Raw genomic sequence first — 15,109 nt, 5'->3', positions numbered from 1 at the left:
GTTACGCATAATCGGCTTCGTCCTCACTTGAAGGTCCCCTTTTCCCCCGTCACGTATGACGATGGCTCATTCGGGCACGTCATGGCCACACAATCGGTGCATCATGTTCCTGCATGTTCAGGACCCTGGGGGGTGGAGATTTGGCTACGAATCACATAAAAGCGACACATCCCCATGCGATGAACGAGCTGTGCCCGGAAGGCAGTCGTCTGTACGCGGCGGCGCTGCGCGCCGGGCGGATCGCCCGCACGGACGCGGAACCCGCGCCCTGCCTGATGGAGTTCGCCCTGCTCCACCCCGATCCCGACGACCCCAACTGGCTGCGCCCGGTGCCTCCGGCGCTCGCCCTGGCCCAGCGCCTCACCCCCATCGAACGGGAGATCAACGAGCGCCGCCAGGCGGCCAGCGAGATCGCGGACGCCTTTGAGCCGTTCATGGCCCTGGGCGGCCAGTCGGCGTCCGGCGGCGGCTCGATCACGGTCCTCGAGGGCGGCGAGCGGATCAACACCGCGCTCAACCTCGCCACCGCCCAGTGCCACACGGAGATGCTCACCGTCCAGCCCAGCGACCGGGTCTCCGAGCGCAGCGTCCTGCGCGGCCTGGAGCGCGACCGCCCCCTGATCGAGCGCGGGGTGCGCATCCGCACCCTGTACCAGCACACCGCCCGCTACAGCCAGGAGAAACTCGCCTACGCCGCCCAGCTCGCCGACGGCAAGGTGGAGTACCGCTCCATCGACGAACTGGTGGAGCGCCTGATCATCTGCGACGAGACGGTCGCCTTCATCCCCACCCGGGACGACCAGCAGGTCGCCCTGGAACTGCGCCACCCCGGCCTGGTCCGCTACCTGATCAAGGTCTTCGAGTTCATGTGGAGCCGAGCGGTCCCCCTCAGCGCCGGCGCCCCCTACGAGACCGCGCCCGACGGCATCACGGAGATCCAGCACTCCATCGCCAAGCTCCTCGTCGAGGGCCACGTCGACGAGGCCATCGCGCGCCGGCTCGGCATGAACGTCCGCACCTGCCGCGCCCACATCGCCAAGCTGGCCACCGCGCTGGGCAGCGGCAGCCGCGCCCAACTGGGCTATCTCATCGCGCAGTCGGGAATCCTGGAGCAGGGGCACTGACACCGACGGAAGGGACCCCAGTGAGCCCGGCACCCCATCCGGAGCACGGCGCGGCCGACCTGTGCTCCGCGGGAACGGCACTGTACGAACGCGCCCTGCGCGACGGCCGGCTGCCCGCCGAGGAGGCTCAGGAGGCGCCCTGCCTGGTCGACTTCGGGCTGCTGCACCCCGCGGTCGACGAACCCGGCCGGCTGGAGCCCGTCGCCCCGGCCACCGCGCTGCACCGGCTGCTGCGCGCCACGGCCGAGCGCATAGCGGACGAACGGCGCCGGGAGGAGCGGCTCACGGAGAGCTTCGCGCCCCTGCTGCGCCTCGGCGGCCGGCAGCCGCGTACCCCGGAGACCTCCGCGTTCCGGCTGCTGAGCGGCACCGAGCGGATCAACCGGGCCATCGACGCGGCGATGGCCGACGCGTCCGGCGAGTGCCTGTGCGTCCAGCCGCCCGTGCGCCGCGTCAGCAACGAGCGCGCCGAGACCGCGGAGGCCATCTCCATGGTCCGCGACCAGGCCCTGCTCGACCGCGGCGGCCGCATCCGCACCCTCTACCAGCACACGCACCGCCATCTCCCGCTCGCCCGCGCCCGCTACGAGCAGCTCAGGGGCGACGTCGAGGCGCGCTCGCTCGACGAGGTCACCGACCGGCTCATCGTCGTCGACCGCACCGTCGCCTACGTCCCCGCCAACGAGGACGGCACCCTCGCCCTGGAGATCCGCCACCCCGCCCTCATCACGTACTTCGTCACCGCCTTCGAGCGGTTCTGGCGGCTGGCCACCCCGATGCACCCCCCTGCCGTCCAGCAGCCCTCCGCGGACGGCATCACGCCCCGCCAGCGGGCCATAGCGGGCCTGCTCGTGGAGGGGCACACCGACTCCGTCATCGCCCACCGGCTGGGCATGAACGTGCGCACCGCGCGTGTGCACATCGCCAAGCTCGCCGCCACCCTCGGCAGTGAGAGCAGGGCCCAGCTGGGCTACCTCATCGGCCGGTCGGGGATCCTGGACCCGCAGCACCGGGAACGCTGACCGCGCCCGCCCCGGCCGTGCGCGGGGCGCCGTCCAGGCCCGCCTGGGCGATCCGCACGCCCAGCTGCGTACGGCTGGCCGCGCCCAGCGTCTCCGACAGGCGGGCGATGTGGGCCCGGCAGGTGCGCACGCTGATGCCCAGCCGTTCGGCGATCACGGCGTCCTGATGGCCCTCGGCGAGCAGCGCGGCGATGGACTGCTCGCGGTGGGAGATGCCCTCGATGCCGGTGTCGGGCAGCGGCGCGGTCAGCGGGATCGCCAGCCGCCACAGCCGCTCGAAGACCGTCACCAGGTACTCCACGAGGGCCGGGTGACGCAGCTCCAGCGCCATCGTGCGGTCGGCGTTGGCGGGCACGAAGGCGACCGTGCGGTCGAACAGGATCAGCCGGTCGATGACCTCGTCCAGGGTGCGCGCCTCGACCGCGTCGCCCATGAGCTCCAGGTAGTTGAGCAGGCCCTGGCCGTGCCGGGCCACATGGGTGTAGAGGTCGCGCATCCGCACCCCGCGCCCGCGCAGCGCCAGCGCCCGGTGCAGGCCCTCGGTCAGCTCGTGCTCGCGGCGGATGCCGCCCGGCTGCACGGTCAGCACCTCGGTGGTGCACGCCTCGGTCGCCTCGTCCATGGCCGCCTGGATGCGCGACAGCCCGTCCAGCACCCGGATCGCGGTGCCCTCGCCCGCCGCCGAGGACAGCTGCACCTGGCGGCCGAGCCCGGCGTACCGCTCGAAGGCGGCCACCGCCGAACCCACCCGCCGGTGACTGTCGCTGACCTCGTCGTACATCCCGCGCAGCAGCCGGGTCATGACCTCCTGGGGCGCGGTGGGCACCAGGAAGTCCATGTCGTCGGGGTCGGGGTGCAGCAGGGCCAGTTCAAGCAGGCACGGCACCGGCTCGGCGTCCCGGCGCGGCACACGGCCCCGCCGCACGGCCCGGGAATACACGCGCTCCCCGGCCCCGCACAGTCGGTCGGCACCGTGTGGATGCTCCTCCGCCCCGTGCCCGGCCATGGCCCATCACACCCCCGGTTTCCGCCTCTTCCGCAGCGCAACTATGCGCGGACCGGACCGGCTGTGCAACACGGCTCCCTGGGGGCCGGCTCTCCATAAGCACCGGTTTCACCCGGTGTGCACCGGCCTCCGCCTGGCGCGTTGCAGCAAGGTGACGAGGCGTGCGGGAGCTTTACCTGAGGCCGATCGCCACGCACGCCGACCGGTACCTGGCCGTGCAGATGTCGGAGACCTTGTAGATGCCGTCGGCGATGACGGTGTCCTTGATGTTGTTCTTGGTCAGCGCGACCACGGAGACCAGCTGGGAGGGGACGTCCTTGTTGGTCGGGCTGCTGACCTTGTCCCGGGTCAGGGAGTCGAACTGGATGTCCTTGCCCTGGACCTTGGCGACGGCCATCTCGGCGGCGGTCTCGGCCTCCGTCGGGTAGGACTTGTAGACGCTCATGTACTGCTCGCCGGCGACGATCCGCTGCACCGCGTCGAGTTCGGCGTCCTGGCCGGTGATCGGGGGCAGGCTGGTGACGCCCGCCGCCTTGAGGGCCTTGATGACACCGCCGGCCATGCCGTCGTTGGCGGAGTAGACACCGGCGATGTTGTTCTTGCCGATCTCGCTGATCGCCTGGGCCATGTTCGCCTGGGCGTTCTCCGGCTTCCAGTCCTTGGTGTCGTAGGACGCGGCGATCGTCACCTTGCCGTTCAGCTGGGCCAGCGCGCCCTGCTTGAACTGCTTGGCGTTGGGGTCGGTGGGCGACCCGTTCATCATGACGATCTTGGAGGAGGTGTCGCGGCTCGAACCCAGGGCGTCCAGCAGGGAGCGGCCCTGCACCTCGCCGACGAGCTCGTTGTCGAAGGAGATGTACGCGTCGATCGGGCCCTCGGCGAGCCGGTCGTAGGCGATGACCGGGATGCCCGCGTCCTTGGCCTTCTTCACCTCGCCGGCGATCGCGTGCGAGTCCACCGCGTCGAGCAGGATGACGTCGACCTTCTCGTCGATCATCCGCTGCATCTGGCTGACCTGCTTGTCCGCGTCCGCGCCCGCGTTGGCGTAGTCCACCTTGCCCTGGTTGCGGGTGAGGGAGGCGACCTTGTCCTTGATGATGGGGAAGTCGAACTTGTCGTAGCGCGTGTTCGCCGTCTCCGGCAGCAGCAGACCCACCTTCACGTCGTCGCCCTTGGTCGGGCTCGCATCGGCGCTGCTCCCTGACCCGCCGAGCGCCCCGCAGGCGGCCAGCGAGAAGGACAGCGTGGGCGCGGCCACGGCTATGGCGATACGACGCATCGAGGTGCTCACTTCTGGTGCCTTCCGGACGAGGACGCAGCATTGCGACCCAGGTGACTGAAAAGCCAACGCGCAGGCGACCATCGACGTCAAGCGGAACCACTTAACGAGATGACAACACCACGCTCCGCTGCACCTGTGAAGACCTTGGAAATCGTTGCGGAACCCCCTCCAAACGCCCTTTACGGACCCTCCATCGAGGCGTGGTTCATCTTCGCGCAAAGTTCCGAACAACCTTTGGCCATCGAGCACGGCAGCGAAAGAACTCGGCCAAGTGGCATCCGGGCACGGACGGACCGAGGCCGGGAGAGCCCTTCTCGGGCTCTCCCGGCCTCGGTCCGTCGTCCGCCTGCCGTCAGTCCGGCTGCTGCCGCTTGGGGCGCCAGACGACCAGCGCGCTGGTCTGCTGGACCTCCTGGTACGGCACCAGGTCGCGGCGGTAGGAGGCGTGCACGGCGGCCTCGCGCTGGCGCATGGTGGCCGCCGCGCCCTCCAGGGCCGCCTGGAGCTCCGCGACGCGGGACTGCAGCGCGGCGACCTGGTTCTCCAGTTCGATGATCCGCTTGATGCCGGCCAGGTTGATGCCCTCGTCCTGCGACAACTGCTGCACCTGGCGGAGCAGTTCGATGTCACGGGCCGAGTAACGGCGGCCCCGGCCGGCGGTGCGGTCGGGGGAGACCAGGCCGAGCCGGTCGTACTGGCGAAGGGTCTGCGGGTGCAGCCCGGACAGCTGCGCCGCCACGGAGATGACGTACACCGGGGTGTCTTCCGTGAGTTCGTACGGGTTGCGACGACGGCCGTCCATCTCAGTCATGCTCCCTTCGCGGCCTCGAACAGCTCCGCCCGCGGATCCTCGCCCGCCATCGCCTCGCGGTACGCCTCGAGCGCGTCACGAGCCTTCCCCGACAGGTCCTTCGGGACACTCACCTCCACGGTGACCAGCAGGTCGCCGCGGGAGCCGTCCTTGCGGACCGCGCCCTTGCCGCGGGCCCGCATCGTACGGCCGTTGGGCGTGCCCGGGGGCAACTTCAGCGTGACCGGCGGCCCGCCGAGCGTGGGCACCCGCACCTCGCCGCCGAGCGCGGCCTCCGGGTAGGTGACCGGCACGGTGACGGTGAGGTTGTCGCCCTTGCGGCCGAAGACCGGGTGCGCCCCGACGTGCACCACCACGTACAGGTCGCCGGCCGGTCCGCCGCGCTCGCCCGGGGCGCCCTTGCCGCGCAGCCGGATGCGCTGCCCGTCGTTCACCCCGGCGGGGATGCGGACCTGCATCGTCCGGGACGACTTGGCGCGGCCGGAGCCCTTGCAGACCTCGCAGGGGTTCTCCGCGATCAGGCCGCGGCCCTTGCAGTCCGGGCACGGGTCGGTCAGCGAGAACCCGCCGCCCGAACCGCGCGCCACCTGGCCGGTGCCGACGCAGGTCGGGCACACCCGCGGGGTGCCGTTCTTGTCGCCGGTGCCCGAACAGGCCTTGCACGGCTGCTGGCTTGACATGCGCAGCGGGACCGTCGCGCCCTCGATGGCCTCCGTGAAGCTCAGCGTGACCTCGGACTCGATGTCCTGGCCGCGCCGCGGCTGGGTGCGGGTGCCGGTCTGCGTGCCGCCCCGGTTGAACAGGCCCCCGAAGACGTCACCGAGCCCGCCGCCGAAGCCTCCGCCTCCGCCCTGGGCGCCGCCTGAGGAGAAGAGGTCGCCCAGGTCGAAGTTGAAGGAGCCGCCGCCCGCCCCGGGGCCGGGACGGAAGCCGCCGTTGCCGAACAGGGCGCGGGCCTCGTCGTACTCCTTGCGCTTCTTGGGGTCGCCGAGCACGTCGTTGGCCTCGGAGATCTCCTTGAAGCGCTCCTCGGCCTTGGCGTTGCCCTTGTTGGCGTCCGGGTGGAACTCGCGGGCGAGCTTCCGGTACGCCTTCTTGATCTCGGCCTCGGTCGCGTCCTTGGGGACGCCGAGGACCTTGTAGTAGTCCTTCTCGATGAAGTCCTTGGTGCTCATCCCCGACGTCCCTCCTCTCGTGCTCCGTTGGTTATTACGTCAGCCCTCCTCAGGGCCGCTGTCCTTGTCCTCGCCCGGCGCGTCGCCCTCGGCGGCGCCGGACTCCTCGCCCGGCTTGACCGTCTGGGCGCCGGGCTGGGGCTCGGCCACCGCCACCCGCGCGGGGCGGATGGTGCGTTCGCCGATCCGGTACCCGGGCTGCAGAATCGCCACGCACGTCGTCTCGGTGACGTCCGGTGCGTAGGAGTGCATCAGGGCCTCGTGGATCGTCGGGTCGAAGGGCTCGCCCTCCTTGCCGAACTGCTGGAGCCCCATCTTGGCCGCGACGGTCTCCAGCGACTCGGCGACGGACTTGAACCCGCCCACCAGTTCGCCGTGTTCCCGCGCGCGTCCGATGTCGTCGAGCACGGGCAGGAGCTCGGTCAGGAGGTTCGCGATGGCGATCTCCTTGACCGCGATCCGGTCGCGCTCGACCCGGCGCCGGTAGTTCTGGTACTCCGCCTGCAGCCGCTGGAGGTCCGCGGTGCGCTCGCCGAGCGCGGTGCGCACCTGGTCCAGCTGGGCCGTCACGGCGGCCGTGCGGTCCGCGTCCCCGGCCGGGGCCGCCCCCTTGTCATGGGAGGCGGCCTGCGGCTCGGCGTCGTCAGAGGTGGCGCCGGAGGGGACGTCGGGCTGCTGAGGCTGAGCCTGCGGCTGCTGCTCGTCGAAGCCCGGGGTCTCCTCCGTCACGCGGCACCGTCCTTCCGGTCCTCGTCGACGATCTCGGCGTCGACGACGTCGTCGTCCGCCTTCGCCTGGCCGGCGCCGGCGTCACCGGCACCGCCGGCGGCCTGCGAGGCCTGGGCGTCGGCGTACATGGCCTGGCCGAGCTTCTGGGAGACGGCGGCGACCTTCTCGGTGGCCGTGCGGATCTCGGCGGTGTCCTCGCCCTTGAGCTTCTCCTTCAGCTCGGCGACGGCCTCCTCGACCTCCGTCTTGACCTCGCCCGGGACCTTGTCCTCGTTGTCCTTGAGGAACTTCTCGGTCTGGTAGACGAGCTGCTCGCCCTGGTTGCGGGTCTCGGCGGCCTCGCGGCGGCGGTGGTCCTCCTCCGCGTACTGCTCGGCCTCCTGGCGCATGCGGTCGACCTCGTCCTTCGGCAGCGAGGAGCCGCCGGTGACGGTCATCTTCTGCTCCTTGCCCGTGCCCAGGTCCTTGGCGGTCACGTGCATGATGCCGTTGGCGTCGATGTCGAAGGAGACCTCGATCTGCGGGACGCCGCGCGGCGCCGGCGGCAGACCGGTCAGCTCGAACATGCCGAGCTTCTTGTTGTACGCGGCGATCTCGCGCTCGCCCTGGTAGACCTGGATCTGCACCGACGGCTGGTTGTCCTCGGCCGTGGTGAAGATCTCCGAGCGCTTGGTCGGGATGGTCGTGTTGCGCTCGATCAGCTTGGTCATGATGCCGCCCTTGGTCTCGATGCCGAGGGACAGCGGGGTGACGTCGAGCAGCAGGACGTCCTTGACCTCGCCCTTGAGGACACCGGCCTGGAGCGAGGCGCCGATGGCGACGACCTCGTCCGGGTTCACGCCCTTGTTGGCCTCCTTGCCGCCGGTCAGCTCCTTGACGAGCTCGGCGACGGCGGGCATGCGGGTGGAACCGCCGACGAGGACGACGTGGTCGATCTCGTTGATGGAGATGCCGGCGTCCTTGATGACGTTGTGGAACGGCGTCTTGCAGCGCTCCAGCAGGTCCGCGGTCAGCTGCTGGAACTGGGCGCGGGTGAGCTTCTCGTCCAGGTGCAGCGGGCCCTCGGCGGACGCGGTGATGTAGGGCAGGTTGATCGAGGTCTCGGAGGACGAGGACAGCTCGATCTTGGCCTTCTCCGCGGCCTCGCGCAGACGCTGGAGGGCCATCTTGTCCTTGGACAGGTCCACGCCGTGGCCGGACTGGAACTGCTTGACCAGGTAGTCGACGACGCGCTGGTCCCAGTCGTCGCCACCGAGGTGGTTGTCACCGTTGGTGGCCTTCACCTCGACCACGCCGTCGCCGATCTCCAGCAGGGAGACGTCGAAGGTGCCGCCACCGAGGTCGAAGACCAGGATGGTCTGGTCGTCCTTGTCGAGGCCGTACGCCAGGGCGGCGGCCGTCGGCTCGTTGACGATGCGCAGCACGTTCAGACCGGCGATCTCGCCGGCCTCCTTGGTGGCCTGGCGCTCGGCGTCGTTGAAGTACGCCGGGACGGTGATGACCGCGTCGGTCACCTTCTCGCCCAGGTAGGACTCGGCGTCCCGCTTCAGCTTCTGCAGCACGAAGGCGCTGATCTGCTGCGGGTTGAAGTCCTTGCCGTCCAGGTTGATCTTCCAGTCGGTGCCCATGTGGCGCTTGACCGACCGGATGGTCCTGTCGACGTTGGTGACGGCCTGACGCTTGGCCACCTCGCCGACCAGCACCTCGCCGTTCTTGGCGAAGGCGACGACGGACGGCGTGGTCCTGGCGCCCTCGGCGTTGGTGATGACGGTGGGCTCGCCGCCCTCCAGAACGCTGACGACGGAGTTAGTCGTGCCCAGGTCGATGCCGACCGCACGTGCCATGGTGATTTCCTCCAGCTGACTTGAGTGGAACGGACTCAAGTGTGCACGACGCCTCGCGCTGGGTCAACAGACCTGAGCCGGACGGGCTCAACTCTTATCCAGCACTTACACGCATGGCCGCGTTGACCTGCGGTTATGCAGGCTGCCGGTGGATCGCCGATCGGTACGGAGGGTGGCGGGTGACGTATTCAGGTTGACCGGGCGGGCGCGCGGGTGCCGGAGCGGGGGCCCCCGGAGCGCGGCGGCGCCGGGAGTCCCACGTCCTTGCGCACGCGTGCCCGGGAGCGCGCGTCGTAGACATCTGCGGCCGCCCGGCCCCGGGCCGTCCGGGTGGTGTCGTGCTGCGCGGCGCCGCCCTGAGTGGCGTGGGTCCGGGTGAGGTGCGTCTGGGTGCCGTACGCCCCCTGCGCGCCCCGCTCCGGCCGCCCCCTGGGCCCGTACACCCGCACCCGGAGCAGGCCGAGGACCGCCGGCAGGCTCACCCCGGCCACCCACAGCACGGCGTCCCGGCCGAGCCAGCCGGCGTGGACCAGCGCGCCGACCAGCACGGCCGCGAAGGCCCAGGCGCCGAGCAGCACGGTCGCGCCCGGTCCGGTGAGCCCGAGCCGGCGCAGCCGGTGCGCGAGGTGGTCGGGGCCGCGACGCCGCAGGGGGCGCCCCGCGAGCCTCCGGGAGAGCACGACCAGGACGGCGTCGGCGCTCGCGACGGCGGTGAGCGCGAACAGCACGGCGGCGGTGGACAGCGCGTCGTAGCCCGTCCGGGTGAGCACGGCGGCCGAGGCGAGGACGAAGCCGGTGAACAGCGAGCCGCAGGCGCCGAAGGCGATCCGCGCGGGATGCCAGTTGTGCATGAGGAAGCCGGTCAGGGCGGCCGCCAGCACGCTCAGCAGCACCGCCAGGTCGTCCATCATCTCCACCGCCGCGCACGCGCCCGCGCCGAAGGCGGTGAGCACGCCCACCGTGCCGGCCAGCCCGTCCGCGTGGTCCAGCCCCCGGAAGGCGACGGCCACACAGGCGATCCAGGCCACCGAGGCGATCCCCATGGGCAGCCCGGTCTCGCCGTAGGGCACCACGAAGGCGGCCGCGACGAGCGTGCCCACCAGCAGCAGCCGCGTCCTGATCCGCCACACGTCCGCGACGAGCCCGAGGACCGCGACCCCGGCGCCCGCGGACAGCAGCCGTCCCACGGGCGCGCTCAGCGGCGCCGCGCCGGTCCAGCCCCCGGCCGCCGCGACCACGCACGTGCTGACCACGACGGCCAGACCCCCGAGCAGCGGTACGGGGCGCAGCCGCCGCCTGCGGTCGACAAGCCCCAGCCGCAGCGCGAGCACCCGGAGCAGCGCCGAGAGCGCGGCGGCGGCCAGAAGGGCGGTGATGGCGGTGGCGATCCCGTAGAGCACGGTTCTTAAATTAGGTGCATATCGGTCGATCGGGTGTGAATAACACGATCAGAACAGGGTGGGATCGGCTTGAATCGTGAATCGTCGGACCACCCTCAGCGACTCAGATCACGCCGCACCCGGCTGCATTGCGACGGAGGATGGGGGTAGTCTCAGACGGACTGCATAAGTTACCGCTTAGTAATAACTCCTCAGTAATCTCGAGGCCGCCTCAGGAGCCCCAATGCAACTCGCCGCGATCATCGTGTCGCTGGTCCTGACCGTGGTCGGCGTTGCGCTGCTCGCCCGTGCCATCGGCCAGTTCGTCCGGTACTTCAAGCTGGGCCAGCCCGTACCCGCCGGCGCCCGGTCCGACAACCCCTACCAGCGGAGCGTGACCCTGGTCCGGGAGTTCCTCGGCCACACCCGCATGAACCGGTGGGGCATCGTCGGCATCGCCCACTGGTTCGTGGCGATCGGGTTCCTGACGCTGCCGCCGACCCTCGCGCAGGCCTTCGGCCAGCTGTTCCAGGCCGACTGGACGCTGCCGGTCATCGGCGACTTCCTGCCGTTCGAGATGTACATCGAGTTCATCGGCGTGATGACCGTGCTCGGCATCGCCGTGCTCATGACGATCCGGCTGCTGAGCCTGCCGTCGCGGCCCGGCCGCAAGTCCCGCTTCGCCGGCTCCAAGGCCGGCCAGGCCTACTTCGTCGAGTACGTCATCCTCACCATCGGCCTCGCGATCTACGTCCTGCGCGGCCTCGAGGGCGCCCTGCACCACGTGGACCACTACGAGGCCGGGTACTTCGCCTCGTACCCGCTGGTCCTCGCCTTCAAGGGCCTCGGCGTCACCACCCTGCAGAACCTGGTCTACCTGGTCGCGATGATCAAGATCGGCACGTCCTTCGTGTGGATGATCGTCGTCTCCCTGACCACCAACATGGGCGTGGCCTGGCACCGCTTCCTGGCCTTCCCCAACATCTGGTTCAAGCGCAACGCCACCGGCGAGACCGCGCTCGGCGCCCTCCAGCCGATGACGAGCGGCGGCAAGCCGATCGACTTCGCGGACCCGGGCGAGGACGACGTCTTCGGCGTCTCCCAGGTCGAGCAGTTCTCCTGGAAGGGCCTGCTGGACTTCTCCACCTGCACCGAGTGCGGCCGCTGCCAGTCGCAGTGCCCCGCCTGGAACACCGGCAAGCCGCTCTCCCCCAAGCTGCTGATCATGTCGCTGCGCGACCACGCGCACGCCAAGGCGCCCTACCTGCTGGCCGGCGGCGGCAAGACCATGGAGGGCGGGGAGAAGGCGTCCGAGGAGGCCCTGAAGGACGTCCCGGCGTCCGCCCTCGCCGAGGCCGAGCGCCCGCTGATCGGCACCGTCGAGGAGAACGGCGTCATCGACCCGGACGTCCTGTGGTCCTGCACCACCTGCGGCGCCTGCGTCGAGCAGTGCCCGGTCGACATCGAGCACGTCGACCACATCGTCGACATGCGCCGCTACCAGGTCATGATCGAGAGCGCGTTCCCCTCCGAGGCGGGCACGATGCTCAAGAACCTGGAGAAGAAGGGCAACCCCTGGGGCCTGGCCAAGAAGCAGCGCCTGGAGTGGCTCAAGGAGGTCGACTTCGAGGTCCCGGTCGTCGGCAGGGACATCGAGGACCTCACCGAGGTCGAGTACCTGTACTGGGTCGGCTGCGCCGGCGCCCTGGAGGACCGCGCCAAGAAGACCACCAAGGCCTTCGCCGAGCTGCTGCACATCGCGGGCGTCAAGTTCGCGATCATGGGCGGCGACGAGAAGTGCACCGGCGACTCCGCCCGCCGCCTGGGCAACGAGCCCCTGTTCCAGGAGCTCGGCATGGAGAACGTGATGGCCCTGAACACCGCGTTCGGCGAGGAGCTGGACGACGAGGGCAAGGTCACCCCGGAGTCGAGGAAGCCGAAGTCGGCGAAGAAGATCGTCGCCACCTGCCCGCACTGCCTCAACACCCTGGGCAACGAGTACCCGCAGCTCGGCGGCGACTACGAGGTCATCCACCACACCCAGCTGCTCCAGCACCTCGTCGACGAGGGCAAGCTCGTCCCCGTCACCCCGGTCGAGGGCATCATCACCTACCACGACCCGTGCTACCTGGGCCGCCACAACAAGATCTACACGCCCCCGCGCGAGATCATCGGCAAGGTCCCCGGCCTGCGCAACGAGGAGATGCACCGCCACAAGGAGCGCGGCTTCTGCTGCGGCGCCGGCGGCGCGCGGATGTGGATGGAGGAGCGGATCGGCAAGCGCATCAACAACGAGCGCGTGGACGAGGCCCTGTCGCTGAACCCCGACATCGTCTCCACCGCCTGCCCGTTCTGCCTGGTCATGCTGACCGACTCCGTCAACGGCAAGAAGAACGACGGCAAGGCCAAGGAGTCCATCCAGGTCGTCGACGTCGCCCAGCTCCTGCTGGACTCCGTCAGGACGCCGGTCGACCCGGCGGGCGAGGTGGCCGGCGAGACCGAGCCGGAGCCCGAGCCGGTGAAGTGACCGCGGCCTGACGACGGCGTGACGGCGGCCCCTGTCCGGGTGGGACAGGGGCCGCCGTCGTCTGCGCCCGGAGCCGCCGTCGTCTGCGCCCGGAGCCGCCGTCGTCTGCGCCCGGAGCCGCCGTCGTCTGCGCTCGGCGCGCCCGCAGGCCGGCGCGGCCCGCGGCTACGCGCCCTTCGGGGCCGCCTGCTGGACGACGTCGAAGGACCACAGGGTGGACCCGGTGGCCGCGGGCTGCGGCCGCTGTCCGCCCTCGCCCTCGCTCTCGCCCTCACCGCGGTGCGCGGCCCTCATAGGCCCCTCGAGCCACGCCTGGAACGACTCCTCGTCCCGCCAGCGCGTGTAGACGAGGTACTGGTCGGTGCCCTCGACCGGACGGAGCAGCTCGAACCATTCGAAGCCGTCCGAGTTCTCCACGGCGTGGGCACGGTGGGCGAACCGCTTCTCCAGCGTCTCGCGCTGCTCGGCCGGCACGGTCAGTACGTTGATCTTGACTACGCTCATGCCCCCATGGTGCCCGCTCCCGCGCCCCTCCGGTTCCTCGAACACACGTGACGACGCAACCTCGGGCGCGCCCCGGTCGGGTCCCTCAGGGTCGTCCCCGGGGCTCCCTTAGGGGATGTCACAGCTCAGCCGCAAAGGGCCACCGAACGCCCGGCCCCCGCACGTCACTCTCCGGGACCGGGTACGTTCGATGACGTGGCTGGATTCAGGATCGGACGCGGCGGCCGGGACAACCGCGCCCCGCAAGCGCGACCGCAACGACCCCCGTACGGACAGCAGGCCCCCCAGGCCCCGTCGTACGGCTACCCCCCCGCGCCGCAGCCGTACCCGCAGGCGCAGCCCCGCTCCGGGCGCGGCAGAGCCGGCGGGCCGGGCGGCGGGTGGCCACAGGCCCAGGGCGGCGGCCAGGCAGGCGGCTACGGGGGCGGCTACGGCGGTCAGGGCGAGCCGGAGTACTTCGGCGACGGCGGCGCGTACGCGCAGGGCGCCCCCGACCCGTACGCGGCCAACAACCCGGGTCACACCCAGGCGTTCGCGGTCGGCGAGGACCCGTACTCGCAGGGCGGGACCTACCGCGCGGGCTCGGCCCCGGCCGGCCCGATCGGCCCGCGCCTGCACTGGAAGGACCTGCTGCGCGGGATCGTCCTCTCCCCCAAGCAGACGTTCCTCCAGATGCGCGACTACACGATGTGGGGCCCCGCCCTCGTCGTGACGTTCCTCTACGGCCTGCTCGCGGTCTTCGGCTTCGACGGCGCCCGCAAGGACGCGATCAACGCCACGCTCTCCAACGCGGTCCCGATCGTCCTGATCACCGCCGTGGCGATGGTGATCAGCTCCTTCGTCCTCGGCGTGGTCACCCACACCCTGGCCCGCCAGCTCGGCGGGGACGGCGCCTGGCAGCCCACCGTGGGCCTGTCCATGCTGATCATGTCGATCACGGACGCGCCCCGCCTGTTCCTCGCGATGTTCTTCGGCGGCGACGCCGGCTTCGTGCAGCTGCTCGGCTGGGCCACCTGGATCGCGGGGGGCGCCCTGCTGACCCTCATGGTCAGCCGCTCCCACGACCTGCCCTGGCCCAAGGCCCTGGGCGCGTCGGCGATCCAGCTGATCGCGCTGCTGTCGATCGTGAAGCTGGGCACCTTCTAGGCAGTACACGCGGGAGGGGGCCCGGCCGGACGGCCGGGGCCCCTCCCGCGTGCGCGTCCTCAGGCGTCGAGCACCTGCCCGGCCCGCTTGACCACGGGTTCCTGGACGCTCCACGGGAAGTTGATCCAGTCGTCGGTGCGCTTCCAGACGTACTCGCACTTCACCAGGGACTGCGACTTCTCGTAGATGACGGCGCTGCGCACCTCGGCGACGGTGTCGAGGCAGAAGTCGCGGACCAGCTTGAGCGTCTTGCCGGTGTCGGCGACGTCGTCCGCGATGAGCACCTTCTTCTCGGTGAAGTCGATGGCGTTGGGCACCGGCGCGAGCATGACGGGCATCTCGAGGGTGGTCCCCACCCCGGTGTAGAACTCGACGTTCACGAGGTGGATGTTCTTGCAGTCCAGGGCGTAGGCGAGGCCGCCGGCCACGAAGACCCCGCCGCGCGCGATGCTGAGCACGATGTCCGGCTCGTAGCCGTCGTCGGCGATCGTCTGCGCGAGCTCGCGCACGGCGGTGCCGAAGCGCTCGTAGGTCAGGTTCTCACGTACGTCGCTCATGCC

The 15,109-nt window shown here is 70.6% G+C and carries 13 protein-coding genes; 4 read left to right on the top strand and 9 right to left on the bottom strand.

Annotated elements, in window-relative coordinates; genetic code table 11:
• The first annotated feature begins 179 nt into the window (after positions 1–179).
• Both IE217_RS04865 and IE217_RS04860 read left to right on the top strand, forming a co-directional pair.
• Positions 180–1,124 (top strand): helix-turn-helix domain-containing protein, encoded by a 945-nt coding sequence (locus IE217_RS04865; RefSeq protein ID WP_229865027.1) that lies wholly within the window; start codon positions 180–182, stop codon positions 1,122–1,124.
• A gap of 20 nt (positions 1,125–1,144) precedes the next feature.
• On the top strand, positions 1,145–2,146 hold the full coding sequence (locus tag IE217_RS04860; RefSeq protein ID WP_190176426.1) for a helix-turn-helix domain-containing protein: 1,002 nt from the start codon (positions 1,145–1,147) through the stop codon (positions 2,144–2,146).
• On the opposite strand, the gene IE217_RS04855 is transcribed toward IE217_RS04860, so the two are convergent.
• The 7 genes from IE217_RS04855 to IE217_RS04825 form a co-directional block, all read right to left on the bottom strand.
• A complete protein-coding gene (locus IE217_RS04855; protein ID WP_190176425.1) occupies positions 2,100–3,152 on the bottom strand; it encodes a helix-turn-helix transcriptional regulator in 1,053 nt (350 codons plus the stop codon). The genes IE217_RS04860 and IE217_RS04855 overlap by 47 nt on opposite strands.
• Positions 3,153–3,324: 172 nt before the next feature.
• The gene (locus IE217_RS04850) at positions 3,325–4,431 is read right to left on the bottom strand and encodes a sugar ABC transporter substrate-binding protein (RefSeq protein WP_190176424.1); all 1,107 of its coding nucleotides are present in this window, start codon (positions 4,429–4,431) and stop codon (positions 3,325–3,327) included.
• Between the two features lie 355 nt (positions 4,432–4,786).
• Positions 4,787–5,236, bottom strand: a complete 450-nt coding sequence (locus tag IE217_RS04845; RefSeq protein ID WP_190176550.1) for a heat shock protein transcriptional repressor HspR — start codon at positions 5,234–5,236, stop codon at positions 4,787–4,789.
• 5 nt (positions 5,237–5,241) lie between these two features.
• Positions 5,242–6,420 (bottom strand): molecular chaperone DnaJ, encoded by a 1,179-nt coding sequence (gene dnaJ / locus IE217_RS04840; RefSeq protein ID WP_190176423.1) that lies wholly within the window; start codon positions 6,418–6,420, stop codon positions 5,242–5,244.
• A 39-nt stretch (positions 6,421–6,459) separates the two neighbouring features.
• Positions 6,460–7,149, bottom strand: coding sequence for a nucleotide exchange factor GrpE (gene grpE / locus IE217_RS04835; protein WP_190176422.1), 690 nt, complete (start codon positions 7,147–7,149; stop codon positions 6,460–6,462).
• Complete coding sequence (gene dnaK, locus IE217_RS04830) at positions 7,146–8,993, bottom strand: molecular chaperone DnaK (protein WP_190176421.1); 1,848 nt, start codon at positions 8,991–8,993, stop codon at positions 7,146–7,148. Before dnaK ends, grpE begins: the two co-directional genes overlap by 4 nt.
• Before the next feature lie 188 nt (positions 8,994–9,181).
• Complete coding sequence (locus IE217_RS04825; protein WP_190176420.1) at positions 9,182–10,393, bottom strand: MraY family glycosyltransferase; 1,212 nt, start codon at positions 10,391–10,393, stop codon at positions 9,182–9,184.
• Positions 10,394–10,616: 223 nt separating this feature from the next.
• Between IE217_RS04825 and IE217_RS04820 the strand changes: the two genes are divergently transcribed.
• Complete coding sequence (locus tag IE217_RS04820; RefSeq protein ID WP_190176419.1) at positions 10,617–12,899, top strand: (Fe-S)-binding protein; 2,283 nt, start codon at positions 10,617–10,619, stop codon at positions 12,897–12,899.
• A 165-nt stretch (positions 12,900–13,064) separates the two neighbouring features.
• On the opposite strand, the gene IE217_RS04815 is transcribed toward IE217_RS04820, so the two are convergent.
• A complete protein-coding gene (locus IE217_RS04815) occupies positions 13,065–13,403 on the bottom strand; it encodes an antibiotic biosynthesis monooxygenase family protein (RefSeq protein ID WP_190176418.1) in 339 nt (112 codons plus the stop codon).
• A gap of 195 nt (positions 13,404–13,598) precedes the next feature.
• On the opposite strand from IE217_RS04815, the gene IE217_RS04810 reads away from it, so the two are divergent.
• Positions 13,599–14,549, top strand: a complete 951-nt coding sequence (locus tag IE217_RS04810) for a Yip1 family protein (RefSeq protein WP_190176417.1) — start codon at positions 13,599–13,601, stop codon at positions 14,547–14,549.
• A 59-nt stretch (positions 14,550–14,608) separates the two neighbouring features.
• Here IE217_RS04810 and IE217_RS04805 read toward each other — a convergent pair whose 3' ends face one another.
• Positions 14,609–15,106, bottom strand: coding sequence for a phosphoribosyltransferase (locus IE217_RS04805; protein WP_190176416.1), 498 nt, complete (start codon positions 15,104–15,106; stop codon positions 14,609–14,611).
• Between the last annotated feature and the right edge of the window lie 3 nt (positions 15,107–15,109).

Origin of the sequence: Streptomyces naganishii JCM 4654 (genome assembly GCF_014650575.1) — a bacterium.
Lineage (GTDB): Bacteria > Actinomycetota > Actinomycetes > Streptomycetales > Streptomycetaceae > Streptomyces > Streptomyces naganishii.
Note: the sequence above shows the minus strand (reverse complement) of the source record. Positions and strands in the feature narration are given on the sequence as shown.